This window comes from Pseudomonas sp. 2,4-D, from assembly GCF_030418155.1.
GTDB classification, from domain to species: Bacteria; Pseudomonadota; Gammaproteobacteria; order Pseudomonadales; family Pseudomonadaceae; genus Aquipseudomonas; species Aquipseudomonas alloputida.
In genome coordinates this window covers 33,073-45,288 of the sequence record NZ_JAUHUI010000017.1, presented here as the reverse complement: position 1 = coordinate 45,288, position 12,216 = coordinate 33,073, and the positions used below count along the sequence as shown (strand labels likewise).

Here is a 12,216-nt window from a genome sequence, read left to right as displayed (position 1 = left end):
TACGGGCTGCCCGGTAGCAGCGGGGGGCGAATCGATGGTCAGTCTTTCTTCAGCATGCCCGCCAGCCCGGCAAACGGGTTGTGCGTAGCCTTGGCAATGCTCGGGGTGCTGGTGGAGCCTTCACTGAAGTACTGCTGGTCGGTGTAGCGCGAGTGTTCGTTGTCGTGGCAGTACAGGCACAGCAGCTCCCAGTTGGAGCCGTCCTGAGGATTGTTGTCGTGGTTGTGGTCACGGTGATGCACGGTCAGCTCGCTCAGGCGCTTGCCAGCGAACTCGCGGGCGCAGCGACCGCACACGTGCGGGTACATTCTCAGGGCCTTGTCGCGGTAGCCCATTTCCTTGTCGCGCTTGGCATCGGCCAGGATGCGGTCGAGGCGCGCGGTAGCGGCGGCAGAAGAGGTGGAGCTCATGGTGTTTCCTTTGTTCTGATCAGGCAGGTGACGGTTATGCCATTGAGTCTAGCGCGCTTGCAGGTCCGGCGGACAGGCGAAAGCGTTGATTTAGGCGTAGCCTGTAGAAAGGTTCCCGACAGGAGGTTGCTGATGTTTCACGCGATCCTCGCCGCTCTGGTGATGGCTGGCCTGCCCCTGGCAGAAGCTGCCAGCCCGCCACCCAGGCTCACGCCGCCAGTACCCGCCGCGCCCGGTACGCCGACGCCTACGCCATACCCGCAGATTACCCCGAGTACGCCGCCCAAGGCTTATGACAGCCAGCCGGGGGCGCCCTTGTTGCCGCCGATGCCAGTGCCCGGCCCGCCGAAGGATCAGCCATTGCCCGGGTTGCGGCAGGACCCGCCGAAGCCGGTTGTGGAGGATGATTGACGGGCGGTAGCTGGGGGCGTTTGGGGCTGCTTTGCAGCCCATCGCGACGCAAGGCCGCTCCCACAGGTTGGACTGGATTCCGCGCTGTGGACTGCACCCCAGAAGATGGACAGATGTCCAACATCTGGGGTGTAGTCCACTGTCTTGTGGGAGCGGCCTTGTGTCGCGAAAGGGGCGCAACGCGCCCCCAGCTCTCTCAAAGGATACCCAGCTCGCCAAATACGAACGCATACTCCAGGGCCACATCCTTCAACCCTTGGTACCGCCCGCTCATCCCGCCATGCCCAGCCCCCATCTCGGTCTTGAGCAGCAGCAGGTTGTTGTCAGTCTTGAGTGTGCGCAACTTCGCCACCCATTTGGCTGCCTCCCAATACTGCACGCGGCTGTCGTTGTAGCCCGCCACCACCAGCATCGCCGGGTAGGCCTGCGCTTTCAGATTCTCGTACGGCGCATAAGCCTTGATCCGTTCATACACCTCCGGCTCCTCAGGGTTGCCCCATTCGTCGTACTCGGTCACGGTCAGCGGCAGCTCCGGGTCGAGCATGGTGTTGAGCACGTCGACGAATGGCACTTCGGCAATGGCGCAGCGGAACAGCTCAGGGCGCAGGTTGAGCACCGCGCCGATCAGCAGGCCGCCGGCGCTGCCACCACTGATGGCCAGGCGGTCGGCGGCAGTCACGCCCTGGCTGATCAGGTGCTCGGCGCAGGCGATGAAGTCGCTGAACGTGTTGTGCTTGTGCTCCTGCTTGCCGGCACGGTACCAGGCCTCCCCCAGTTCGCCACCACCACGCACGTGGGCGATGGCGAAGGCCACGCCGCGCTCCAGCAGGCTCAGGCGCGCATGTGAGAACCAGGGGTCGAGGCTTTCGCCATAGGCGCCATAGCCGTACAGGTACAGTGGCACCGTCTTGCCCAGGTCCTGGCGGCGGCGTACCAGGCTGATCGGCACCTGGGTGCCGTCCGCTGCGGTTGCCCACAGGCGCTCACTGACATAGTCATCGGCATCGAATGCACCCAGCACCGGGGTTTGCTTGAGCACCACCTGGGCGCCCGTGGGCAACGCCAGCTGGCGCACCTGGGCCGGGCGGTTGAGTGCTTCGTAGCGCAAGCGTATGCGAGTGCTGGCAAATTCCAGGCTGTCCTGCACGTAAAGGTTGTAGGCGGCGTCTGGCAAGTCGACGCGGTAGGCCGGCAAGCCCTGCGGGCGTACTTCGATGATCGGCAGGCCGCCTTCGCGCAGGCTCAGGGTGAGGGCGCCGGTGTTCAGGCTGAGGCCTTCGAGCATGACCGCATCGCGGTGCGCCACCAGCACCTGCCACTGTTCGCGGCTTGGCACTGGCGCGACTGGTGCGTGGTACAGGGCGAAGTTGATGCCATCCTGGTTGGTGCGGATGAACCAGCGCCACTGGCCGTCGAGTTGGCCGTGGTCGGGGAAGTATTCGTGGCCTTCGACGCGCGGCGCCAGGCAGGTGAACGGCGCCTGCGGGGTTTCGGCGTCCAGTACCCAGGCCTCACTGGTGGTCTTGCTGTTCAGCAGCAGCACCAGCTGGCGCTCGGAACTGGTGCGGTAGCAGTGCAGAAAGAAACGCCCGTCCGGCTCTTCGAACACGGTGTGTGCGGCGTCTGTGCCCAAGGTGTGGCGACGCAGGCGCCATGGGCGGTGGGTGTCGTCCAGTTCTGCGAAGAATAGCGTCTGGCTGTCGTTGGCCCAGGTCAGGCTACCGTCGCAGTCGTCGAAGGGCAGGGTAGTGACACGGCCACTGGTCAGGTCTTTGACGTACAGGGTATAGATTTCGTCGCCGCTGGTGTCGAGGCTGTAGGCCAGCAGGCGGTGGTCAGGGCTGATGTTGAACGCGCCGAGGGAGAGGAAGCCGCCGTTGGCCAGGACGTTGGGGTCGAGCAGCAGTTGCTCCTGGCTTTCATCGACGGTGTTCGAGTCGTCGGCCGGACGTGGGCAGCGGTAGTGACGCGGGTATTCGTCACCGGCGGTGGTACGGGTGTAGTACAGGTAGGGGCCCCAAGGCGCCGGCAATGACAGGTCGGTCTCCAGGATGCGGCCCTTGATTTCTTCGAACAGTCGCTCACGCAACGGTGCCTGGTCGGCCAGGCAGGCTTCCTGGTAGGCGTTTTCAGCTTGCAGGTAAGCGAGTACCTCGGGGGTATCGCGCTGTTGCAGCCAGGCATACGGGTCGGTGGCCTGGTCGGCTTGGGCAATCGGGGGTTGGGGCTTGGTTGGCATTGAAGGTCTCTTGATTGGCGTTGCCTGTGCCGGCCTCTTCGCGGGTAAACCCGCTCCTACAGGGTCGCACCGTTCCCAAGTCCGTCGCAGATCGTGTAGGAGCGGGTTTACCCGCGAAGAGGCCGGCACAGGCAAACACTGTCTGCGCCCGGAAAAGTGTTTATCATAGGCATCTCTTTGCCTGGCTTGCACGAACACCATGACCGAGAACGACTACACCTTCGCCTGGGGCTTGTACGCAGTAGCCGCCTTAGGGTGCCTGCTGGTGGGCTTCAAGCTCACCGGCTGGATGTGGCGCTGGCTGCGCGAACCGCTACGGGTGGTGCTGGCGGTGCTGCTGCTGACCCCGACCATCGTCGACCCGGTCAAGGACAGCTTCGCCCCTGCAATCGCCATCACTGCGCTGGATGTCGCTTTCAAGGTCGGCAACAACGCCTGGCGCGCTGTGTCCGACTTCGCCATGTACGGCATGATCGCCTTCGGCCTTTACTTCCTCTTCGTGCTGCTGCGCTGGCCGCTGGAAAAGCGCGCGCACGCACGCCGTGAGCAGGCCGAAGCCGCCGCCAGGCGTCAGCGGGCCGAGGATGACCAGCTCGGCACCCAGGCGCCGCTGGCTGCCGAGCGTAGCGACCGTTACCGTGACGACTTGCCGCCAGCCGCTGCGCGTGGCACAGGCCGGGTCGAGCCTCGTCTGTAAACGGAGACACGCCTATGTGCGAACTGCTGGGCATGAGTGCCAACGTCCCTACCGACATCGTTTTCAGCTTCACCGGCCTGATGCAGCGGGGCGGGCGTACCGGCCCGCACCGTGACGGCTGGGGGATTGGCTTTTACGAAGGCCGCGGCCTGCGCCTGTTCCAGGACCCGGCCGCGAGCAGCGAGTCGGAAGTGGCCAACCTCGTGCAGCGCTACCCGATCAAAAGCGAAGTGGTGATCGGTCATATCCGTCAGGCCAACGTCGGCAGGGTGTGCCTGTCCAATACCCACCCGTTCGTGCGGGAAATGTGGGGCCGCAACTGGTGCTTCGCGCACAACGGCCAGTTGGGTGACTTCAAGGGCCTGGCCAGTTTCTACCGGCCAGTGGGCGACACCGACAGCGAAGCGGCCTTCTGCGACCTGCTCAACCGCATCCGCAGCGCCTTCCCCGAACCGGTGCCGGTGGAACAGCTGCTGCCAGTGCTGGTCGATGCCTGTGCCGGCTACCGTGGTCAGGGCGTGTTCAACTGCATGCTCAGCGATGGCGACTGGCTGTTCTGCTTTTGCTCGACCAAGCTGGTGCACATTACCCGCCGTGCGCCATTCGGTGCCGCACGGTTGAAGGATGTCGACCTGATCGTCGATTTTCATACCGAAACCACCCCCAACGACGTGGTCACGGTGATTGCCACCGAGGCCCTGACCGAGAACGAGACCTGGCACCGCTACGCGCCGGGTCAGTGGGCCCTGTGGCGGCACGGAGAGTGCGTGGCGCACGGCCAGAGCTAAGGACGCTGCATGTTCAGAAGTTACCTGCGATTGCTGTTGTTCACCTTCGGCCTGCTGGCCGGTATCCAGGTCCCGGGGCTGGTCAAGGACTATAGCCTGCGGGTCGAGGCGCACCTGTTCGAATCGCGCGAGGCGCTCGATGGGTTCCGGCAAACGGCCGAGCGCTTTTTCAAGGGCGACTTGCAGGCGCTGCTGCAGCACTACCGCAGCAGCGACGATCCGGTGTTCAACAGTGACGCCAACAGCATCGAAAGCCTGATGATCCGCAACGAATTGCTGGAAAACGAATGGCAGGTGCTGCAAGGGTCATGGGCCGAGCGTACCTGGCATGTGCTGGTACAGGCCGACCCGCAGTTACGTGAAGAAACCCTCAATGGCTACAGCTACCAGATTCTGCTGGTGCCCGAGGCGATTGGCTGGGGTGTGGGTGCCGGTTTTGTGCTGGCCTTTGTGGTCGAAAGCCTGTTGTTGGGGATTGGCTGGCTGATCCTGGGCGGGCGGCGCAGGGTGGTGAAAGAGAGCTGGCGCTAAGTTCTGCTGTACCTGTACCGGCCCTTTCGCGGGCTTGCCCGCTCCCCCAGGTACAACCTGGCCCGCCAGGCCTGTGATGATCCTGTGGGAGCGGGCGAGCCCGCGAAAGGGCCGGTACAGGCAAAGACTGTTGGTCAGACCAGCACAATCCGCTGCCCCCCCACATCCCGCGCATACCGCTCCAACACCTGCCGGCAAACCCCAACCACCTCATCGACCAACGCCACCCCGGTCTGCCACGCCACCACCAGCTCAAGGCTCGGCGGCGGCTGCAACCCTTCCAGCAGCACCAGCTCGCCCCGGCCCAACTCGGCATCCACCAGCGCCGGCGGTAGCGCGCCAATGCCAAAGCCGTCGCGCAACAGCCGGGTAATCGCCGCCACCGAGTTCACACAATTCAACCGTGGTGACTCTGCCCCCGCAGCCTGCAGCAAGCTCAGCACCTCCTGGTGCGGCCGTGAATTCTTCGAGAAGGTGATGATGCGCTCGCGCCCAAGTTCGGCCAGCGACGCATAGTCCCGGTGCTGGTGGGCGCCTGCGGCCACCACCCAGCCCATTGGGTAGCGCGCCAGGTCTAGGCTGCGGATCGATTGCTCGCGCAGCAAGTCGGTCTGCAAAATCACGTCCAGAAAGCCCTTCTGCAGCTGCTCGCGCAAGTTCAGCGCGGTGTCGGCCACCAGTTCGATTTCCACCTGCGGGTAGCGCTCGGTCAGCTCCGCCACCAGCGCGCTCATCCAGGTGTGGATCACAGTATCCATCACCCCGATGCGAATGCGCCCGACCTTGGCCCGGTCGCTGTCCAGCGACTGCTTCATGGCCTTGGCGGTTTCCAGCATGCGTTCGGCGTATTCCAGCACCTTGCCGCCTTCCGGGGTCAGGCTGACGCCGCGGGAGTCGCGCAGCAGCAGTTTCACGCCCAGGTCGGCCTCCAGTGCGGCAATGCGGCTGGATACCGAAGCCTGGGTGGTGAACAGCTTTTCTGCCGTCAGGCGGAAGCTCTTGAGCCGGGCGACCCAGACGAAGGTTTCGAGGAAGCGAAGGTTCATGATCAGTTTTTCTTGTTCCAGACCGGCGGTTTTTTTCGTTGGACGCAGGCGAGGCGGCCTCTGAACAATGGCGTCCAGGCCGCGACGCTTCATGTCGCCCATAAAACAATACCAACAAGCCGAGGCATCCATGAACCCCACCGGCGTGCAGCAGCAGGTCAGTACCCTCCCTTCGTCCGGGCCTTTCGCCTGGTACCGCGACATCGACAAACAGCAACGACGTACCTTCTGGAGTTGCAAGATTGGCTATGGCCTGGACGGCATGGACACACAGATGCTCAGTTTCGTCATCCCTACGCTGATCATGCTGTGGGGTATCACCACCACTGAAGCCGGGTTGATCCACACCAGCACGCTGATCGCCTCGGCTGTAGGAGGCTGGGTGGCCGGTATCCTCTCCGACCGCATCGGCCGGGTGCGTACCCTGCAACTGACGGTGTTGTGGTTCGCCTTCTTCACCTTCCTGTGTGGCTTCGCTCAGAACTACGAGCAATTGCTGATTGCCCGAACCCTGATGGGCTTTGGCTTCGGTGGCGAGTGGACCGCCGGTGCAGTGTTGATCGGCGAGGTGATCCGCGCCCAGGACCGCGGCAAGGCGGTGGGCATGGTGCAGTCCGGCTGGGCAATCGGCTGGGGCCTCACGGCCATCCTCTATGCGCTGCTGTTCTCCTGGCTGCCGGCAGAGCAGGCCTGGCGTGCGTTGTTCCTGCTGGGGCTGGTACCGGCAATCTTCGTGATCTTCGTTCGCCGCCTGGTCAAGGACCCTGAGGTCTATCGTAAGGCCAAGGCAGTGGAAAACGCCGAGGCACCTTCGCGCTTCTACGAAATCTTCGCCCCGGGCATGCTCTGGACCACCGTGCGGGCATCCCTGCTGACCACCGGCGCGCTCGGCGGTTACTACGCCATCACCTCGTGGCTGCCAACCTTCCTGAAGAACGAACGCGGCCTGAGTGTGCTGGGCACGGGTGGCTATCTGGCCATGGTGATCGTCGGCTCGTACATGGGCTATGTGGTCAGTGCTTATCTGTCCGACCTGCTGGGGCGCAAGAAGAACTTCATCCTGTTCGCCGTGGGCTCTTTCGTCATTGTGCTGTTGTACACGCAGATGCCGGTCAGCGATGGCGTGATGCTGTGGCTGGGCCTCCCGTTGGGCTTCTTCGCCTCGGGCATCTTCAGCGGCATGGGGGCGTTTCTGACCGAACTGTTCCCCACGCGCATTCGGGGTTCGGGGCAGGGCTTCTGTTACAACATCGGCAAGGTCATTGCCGCGCTGTTTCCGTTGATGATTGGCATGCTCGGCCAGAACGTTCCGCTGGGTTTGGGCATCGGCGTGTTTTCTGCGGTGTCCTACGGCATTGTGATCGTGGCGGCCTTGAGCTTGCCGGAAACACGCGGCAAACAGCTGCAGGCGCGGTAAGGTAGGCATATGCACAACGACAAGGGAGACTGCGTGGTGGAACGCCTGCTACTCAATTGCGACATGGGCGAGAGTTTTGGCAGCTGGCGCATGGGCCTGGATGCCGAGGTCATGCCTTACATCGATTGCGCCAACATCGCCTGCGGCTACCACGCCGGCGACCCCGGCATCATGCGCCGCACCGTGGCCCTGGCGCTGGAGCACGGGGTGACTATTGGCGCTCATCCGGCCTACCCGGACCTGGTCGGCTTCGGCCGCCGCTCCATGGCCTGCAGCCCGGAAGAAGTCCGTGACCTGCTGCATTATCAGATCGGTGCGCTGGATGGCATCTGCAAAGTGCTGGGTGGTCGCGTGGCCTATGTGAAGCCGCATGGCGCGCTGTACAACGACATGATGGCCGACCCGCTCAAGTTGCGTACCGTGCTGGAGGCCGTAGCGGCCTATGACAGCAACCTGCCATTGATGCTGATGGCCACCGCCGACAACCGTGCCGCCCAGGCACTGGGCGATGAAATCGGCGTGCCGCTGTGGTTCGAGGCGTTCGCAGACCGCGCATACACCGCCAGCGGCCATCTGCTGTCGCGGCGCCTGCCGGGTGCGGTGCATCACGACCCGGCGCGGGTGGTGGAGCAGGCGGTGCGTCTGGCCCGAGGCGAAACGCTATTGGCTGACGATGGCAGTGCCTTGCAGCTTGCCGCCAGCACCCTCTGCGTGCATGGCGACAACGACAGTTCGGTGGCGGCGGTGCGGCAGATTCGCCAAGCCCTCGATGGGCTGGAGGTGTGATGAAGCCGCGAATCGAAGTGGTCGCCATCGACAGCCTGATGGTACGCCTGTTCGACCGTATCGATGAGGCCAACATGCCATGGATGCTCGCCGCCAGCCGGTGCTTGAGCGCGGCGTTCGGCGAGCATTTGCTGGACCTGGTGCCGTCCTATACCACGCTGATGGTGCAGTCTGCCCTGCCGCCAGGCGAAGCCAGGGCGCGAATCGCTCAGGCGCTGGAGGGCTTGCAGCCTGACACCGGCAGTGGCGGCCGCCGACACGAGATCCCGGTGTGGTATGACGTCAGTGTCGGCCCCGAGCTGCCTGTGCTGGCGGCACGCAGCGGCTTGAGTGAAGCCGAGATTGTTCGCTTGCACGGTGAACGTGATTACCCGGTGTTTGCCCTGGGCTTCGCGCCTGGTTTCGGCTTCATGGGCCTGGTCGACGAGCGCCTGGCCAGCCCTCGTCTGAGTACCCCGCGCAAGCGCGTGGCGGCGGGCAGCGTGGGTATTGCCGAGCGCCAGACGGCGGCCTACCCGGCAGTATCGCCGGGTGGCTGGAACCTGATCGGGCGCACCCCGGTGCGGTTGTTCGACCGTGAACGTGAGGGTTACAGCCTCTTGCAACCCGGTGACCGTGTGCGCTTCGTGCCGGTTTCGCGCAGCGAATTCCTGGCCATGGGTGGTGATGTGGAGGCGCAGGGATGAAGCAGTTGATGATCGAGGCCAGTACGCCGTTGTGCCAGTTACAGGATGCCGGGCGCTTTGGCGTGCGCCACCTTGGCGTGACCCAGGGCGGGGCGCTGGACTGGGTGGCGATGCACTGGGCCAACTGGCTGCTGGGCAACCCGTTGGGGGCGCCGGTGGTCGAGGTGGCGCTGGGTGGTTTTTGCGTGGTGGCCGAACAGGATTGCGTGCTGGCCCTGGCCGGTGCCGACCTGGATGCGTGTGTCGATGATCAGCCCCTGGCGCCATGGCGCAGCTTTGCCCTGGCCAAGGGGCAGCGCTTGACCCTGAAGCAGCCCAAAGTCGGTGTGCGGGCGTATTTGGCGGCACCGGGTGGATTTCTGGGCGAGGATGTACTGGGCAGCTGTGCCACCGTGGTACGTGAAGCACTGGGTGGCATCGATGGCCAGGGTGCTGCGCTGGCTAAACACCAGGCATTGGCTTTTACCGGTGGCAATGCCCCCCTGCGCGAAGTGCCGCAAGCGTTGTGCCCGCAGTTCGCCCAAAAGCCGGTGCTGGACCTGGTGATGGGCGCGCAGATCGGTGAATTCAGCGGTACCAGCTTGTTCGAGGCATTCAACCGGGAGTGGACGCTGGACAGCCGGGCCGACCGCATGGGCATCCGGTTGTTAGGGCCGCAGCTGGTGTACCAAGGCGCGCCGATGATCTCCGAAGGGATCCCGCTGGGGGCGGTACAGGTGCCGCCGGACGGGCAGCCGATCGTATTGCTCAATGACCGGCAGACCATTGGTGGGTACCCGCGGCTGGGCGCGCTGACGCCGCTGGCGCTGGCGCAACTGGCGCAGTGCATGCCGGGGGCGGTGGTGCGGTTCAGGGCGGTGGTGCAGGACGAGGCCTGGCGAGAGCAGCAGGATTACCTGAACCGTTGGCGGTAGAGCGGGCGGCCTCTTCGCGGGTGAACCCGCTCCTACACACGTGCTGTGCATGCCTTGACGGCGATGTTACTTGGACAGGTAGCGCATCCCGTCCTCCAACCCTTGCAGGGTCAGCGGATACATCTTGTCCTCGATCAGGTCGCGCACCAGATGGGTCGAGGCGGTGTACTCCCAGGCCTGCTTGGGGTACGGGTTGATCCAGATGACCTTCCTGAACTTTTCCATGAAACGCTGGATCCACACATACCCGGCTTCTTCGTTCCAGTGCTCCACGCTGCCACCCGGCTGGGTGATCTCGTAGGGCGCCATGGCCGCGTCACCGACGAACACCACCTTGTAGTCATCGCCGTACTTGTGCAGCAGGTCGAAGGTGGAAAAACGTTCGGACGTGCGGCGCAGGTTGTTCTTCCACACCGACTCATAAACGCAATTGTGGAAATAGTAATACTCCAGGTGCTTGAACTCGGTCTTGCAGGCCGAGAACAGCTCTTCGCAGACTTTGACGTGGGCATCCATCGAACCGCCAATGTCGAACAGCAACAGCAGCTTCACGGTGTTGCGCCGCTCGGGGCGCATCTGGATGTTCAGCAACCCGGCATCACGCGCGGTGTGGTCGATGGTGCCGTCGATGTCCAGCTCTTCGGCGGCGCCTTCGCGGGCGAACTTGCGCAGCCGGCGCAGGGCCAGCTTGATGTTGCGGGTGCCAAGCTCGACCTGGTCGTCGAGGTTCTTGTACTCGCGTTGGTCCCAGACTTTTACCGCCTTGCCCTGGCGCTTGCCGGCCTCACCAACGCGGATGCCCTCGGGGTTGAAGCCGCCCGAGCCGAATGGGCTGGTGCCGCCGGTACCAATCCACTTGTTGCCGCCAGCGTGGCGTTCCTTCTGCTCTTCGAGGCGCTGCTTGAAGGCCTCGATAAGCTTGTCCAGGCCGCCGAGCGACTGGATCTGCGCGCGTTCTTCATCGGTCAGCGAGCGCTCGAATTCCTTGCGCAGCCAGTCTTCTGGGATCAGTGCCTCAATGTGCCGGTCAAGGTTTTCCAGGCCCTTGAAATAGGCTGCGAAGGCACGGTCGAACTTGTCGAAGTGGCGTTCATCCTTCACCAGGATGGCGCGGGCGAGGTAGTAGAACTCGTCCATGTCGGCGAACACCACGCGCTTTTGCAAGGCCTGGTGCAGGTCGAGCAGTTCACGCACCGAAACCGGCACCTTGGCCGCACGCATCTCATTGAACAGATTGAGCAGCATGGCCCTGCTCCTGTCAGCGGTTGCCGCGCCGGCTCATGAAGGCCAGGCGCTCGAGCAGTTGTACATCCTGCTCGTTTTTTACCAGCGCACCGGCCAGCGGCGGGATGGCCTTGGTCGGATCGCGTTCGCGCAGCACCGCTTCACCGATGTTGTCGGCCATCAGCAGCTTGAGCCAGTCGACCAGCTCGGAGGTGGACGGCTTTTTCTTCAGGCCCGGCACCTTGCGCACGTCGAAGAACACATCCAGCGCCTCGCTGACCAGCGACTGGCTGATGTTCGGGTAGTGCACGTCGACAATCTGCTGCAGGGTAGTGCGGTCGGGGAAGGCGATGTAGTGGAAGAAGCAGCGGCGCAGGAAGGCGTCCGGCAGCTCTTTTTCGTTGTTCGAGGTAATGATGATGATCGGACGCTGTTTGGCCTTGATGGTCTCGTCGATTTCGTAGACGTAGAACTCCATCTTGTCGAGTTCTTGCAGCAGGTCGTTGGGGAATTCGATATCGGCCTTGTCGATTTCGTCGATCAGCAGGATGACCCGCTCGTCGGCCTCGAAGGCCTCCCAGAGCTTGCCCTTTTTCAGGTAGTTGCGCACATCGTGCACCTTGTCCACGCCCAGCTGCGAGTCGCGCAGGCGGCTGACCGCGTCGTACTCATAGAGCCCCTGGTGGGCCTTGGTGGTGGATTTGATGTGCCAGGTGATCAGGCGCGCCCCGAACGAGGCCGCCAACTGCTCGGCGAGCATGGTTTTGCCGGTGCCCGGTTCGCCCTTGACCAACAGCGGGCGTTCGAGGGTAATGGCCGCGTTTACCGCCAGTTTCAGGTCGTCTGTGGCGACGTAGTCGCGGGTGCCTTCGAACTTCATGGGGGGTTGTCCTCTGTTTAGGGCTTTGCGGGCCTCTTCGCGGGTAAACCCGCGCCTAATTAGGTTGTAGGAGCGGGTTTACCCGCGAAGAGGCCCGAACAGGCAGCACATAATCTGGATTTGTTTCCGACTATAACGCGGGGCCAGGCGGCTGCAAACGCAGACCGGGTATTCAGTCCCTGAATGC

The 12,216-nt window shown here is 63.5% G+C and carries 13 protein-coding genes; 8 read left to right on the top strand and 5 right to left on the bottom strand.

The features are described from left to right. Positions 1–38: 38 nt before the first annotated feature. Complete coding sequence (locus QYE47_RS14305; RefSeq protein WP_003254676.1) at positions 39–410, bottom strand: YajD family HNH nuclease; 372 nt, start codon at positions 408–410, stop codon at positions 39–41. 132 nt (positions 411–542) lie between these two features. Between QYE47_RS14305 and QYE47_RS14300 the strand changes: the two genes are divergently transcribed. Further along, positions 543–821 carry a hypothetical protein gene (locus tag QYE47_RS14300; protein WP_019436810.1) on the top strand — a complete coding sequence of 93 codons (279 nt, stop codon included), beginning with the start codon at positions 543–545 and terminating at the stop codon, positions 819–821. 196 nt (positions 822–1,017) lie between these two features. Here QYE47_RS14300 and QYE47_RS14295 read toward each other — a convergent pair whose 3' ends face one another. Continuing rightward, positions 1,018–3,060 carry a S9 family peptidase gene (locus QYE47_RS14295; protein ID WP_019436811.1) on the bottom strand — a complete coding sequence of 681 codons (2,043 nt, stop codon included), beginning with the start codon at positions 3,058–3,060 and terminating at the stop codon, positions 1,018–1,020. 199 nt (positions 3,061–3,259) lie between these two features. Here QYE47_RS14295 and QYE47_RS14290 point away from each other — a divergent pair, with 199 nt between their 5' ends. The 3 genes from QYE47_RS14290 to QYE47_RS14280 are packed head-to-tail and all read left to right on the top strand — an operon-like array spanning position 3,260 to position 5,076. Beyond that, complete coding sequence (locus QYE47_RS14290; protein ID WP_019436812.1) at positions 3,260–3,757, top strand: hypothetical protein; 498 nt, start codon at positions 3,260–3,262, stop codon at positions 3,755–3,757. Positions 3,758–3,771: 14 nt separating this feature from the next. Continuing rightward, positions 3,772–4,545, top strand: a complete 774-nt coding sequence (locus tag QYE47_RS14285; RefSeq protein ID WP_014590037.1) for a class II glutamine amidotransferase — start codon at positions 3,772–3,774, stop codon at positions 4,543–4,545. Between the two features lie 9 nt (positions 4,546–4,554). After that, on the top strand, positions 4,555–5,076 hold the full coding sequence (locus QYE47_RS14280; RefSeq protein WP_014590038.1) for a DUF2937 family protein: 522 nt from the start codon (positions 4,555–4,557) through the stop codon (positions 5,074–5,076). Positions 5,077–5,210: 134 nt separating this feature from the next. Here the strand turns inward: QYE47_RS14280 and QYE47_RS14275 are convergent, their stop codons facing one another. Further along, positions 5,211–6,122, bottom strand: a complete 912-nt coding sequence (locus QYE47_RS14275; protein ID WP_041167130.1) for a LysR family transcriptional regulator — start codon at positions 6,120–6,122, stop codon at positions 5,211–5,213. Positions 6,123–6,252: 130 nt separating this feature from the next. Here QYE47_RS14275 and QYE47_RS14270 point away from each other — a divergent pair, with 130 nt between their 5' ends. From QYE47_RS14270 to QYE47_RS14255, 4 genes are read left to right on the top strand one after another with little or no spacing between them, the layout of a single operon-like run. Next, positions 6,253–7,539 (top strand): MFS transporter, encoded by a 1,287-nt coding sequence (locus QYE47_RS14270; protein ID WP_010955247.1) that lies wholly within the window; start codon positions 6,253–6,255, stop codon positions 7,537–7,539. A 9-nt stretch (positions 7,540–7,548) separates the two neighbouring features. Beyond that, a complete protein-coding gene (locus tag QYE47_RS14265; protein WP_019436814.1) occupies positions 7,549–8,325 on the top strand; it encodes a 5-oxoprolinase subunit PxpA in 777 nt (258 codons plus the stop codon). After that, positions 8,325–9,011, top strand: coding sequence for a 5-oxoprolinase subunit PxpB (pxpB, locus tag QYE47_RS14260; protein ID WP_014590041.1), 687 nt, complete (start codon positions 8,325–8,327; stop codon positions 9,009–9,011). Before QYE47_RS14265 ends, pxpB begins: the two co-directional genes overlap by 1 nt. Then, complete coding sequence (locus QYE47_RS14255) at positions 9,008–9,925, top strand: biotin-dependent carboxyltransferase family protein (protein WP_014590042.1); 918 nt, start codon at positions 9,008–9,010, stop codon at positions 9,923–9,925. The genes pxpB and QYE47_RS14255 overlap by 4 nt, the downstream gene beginning before the upstream one ends. Before the next feature lie 66 nt (positions 9,926–9,991). Here the strand turns inward: QYE47_RS14255 and QYE47_RS14250 are convergent, their stop codons facing one another. Both QYE47_RS14250 and QYE47_RS14245 read right to left on the bottom strand, forming a co-directional pair. Continuing rightward, positions 9,992–11,170, bottom strand: coding sequence for a VWA domain-containing protein (locus tag QYE47_RS14250; RefSeq protein WP_010955243.1), 1,179 nt, complete (start codon positions 11,168–11,170; stop codon positions 9,992–9,994). Between the two features lie 13 nt (positions 11,171–11,183). Beyond that, a complete protein-coding gene (locus QYE47_RS14245; protein ID WP_003254658.1) occupies positions 11,184–12,029 on the bottom strand; it encodes a MoxR family ATPase in 846 nt (281 codons plus the stop codon). Positions 12,030–12,216: the final 187 nt, after the last annotated feature.

Bases quoted from the DNA above. Each gene is read 5' to 3' on its own strand.
- QYE47_RS14255 (WP_014590042.1), top strand. From the start codon at position 9,008: ATGAAGCAGTTGATGATCGAGGCCAGTACGCCGTTGTGCCAGTTACAG.
- QYE47_RS14290 (WP_019436812.1), top strand. From the start codon at position 3,260: ATGACCGAGAACGACTACACCTTCGCCTGGGGCTTGTACGCAGTAGCC.
- QYE47_RS14275 (WP_041167130.1), bottom strand. From the start codon at position 6,122: ATGAACCTTCGCTTCCTCGAAACCTTCGTCTGGGTCGCCCGGCTCAAG.
- QYE47_RS14250 (WP_010955243.1), bottom strand. From the start codon at position 11,170: ATGCTGCTCAATCTGTTCAATGAGATGCGTGCGGCCAAGGTGCCGGTT.
- QYE47_RS14270 (WP_010955247.1), top strand. From the start codon at position 6,253: ATGAACCCCACCGGCGTGCAGCAGCAGGTCAGTACCCTCCCTTCGTCC.
- QYE47_RS14280 (WP_014590038.1), top strand. From the start codon at position 4,555: ATGTTCAGAAGTTACCTGCGATTGCTGTTGTTCACCTTCGGCCTGCTG.
- QYE47_RS14300 (WP_019436810.1), top strand. From the start codon at position 543: ATGTTTCACGCGATCCTCGCCGCTCTGGTGATGGCTGGCCTGCCCCTG.
- QYE47_RS14305 (WP_003254676.1), bottom strand. From the start codon at position 410: ATGAGCTCCACCTCTTCTGCCGCCGCTACCGCGCGCCTCGACCGCATC.
- pxpB (WP_014590041.1), top strand. From the start codon at position 8,325: ATGAAGCCGCGAATCGAAGTGGTCGCCATCGACAGCCTGATGGTACGC.
- QYE47_RS14285 (WP_014590037.1), top strand. From the start codon at position 3,772: ATGTGCGAACTGCTGGGCATGAGTGCCAACGTCCCTACCGACATCGTT.
- QYE47_RS14245 (WP_003254658.1), bottom strand. From the start codon at position 12,029: ATGAAGTTCGAAGGCACCCGCGACTACGTCGCCACAGACGACCTGAAA.
- QYE47_RS14265 (WP_019436814.1), top strand. From the start codon at position 7,549: ATGCACAACGACAAGGGAGACTGCGTGGTGGAACGCCTGCTACTCAAT.
- QYE47_RS14295 (WP_019436811.1), bottom strand. From the start codon at position 3,060: ATGCCAACCAAGCCCCAACCCCCGATTGCCCAAGCCGACCAGGCCACC.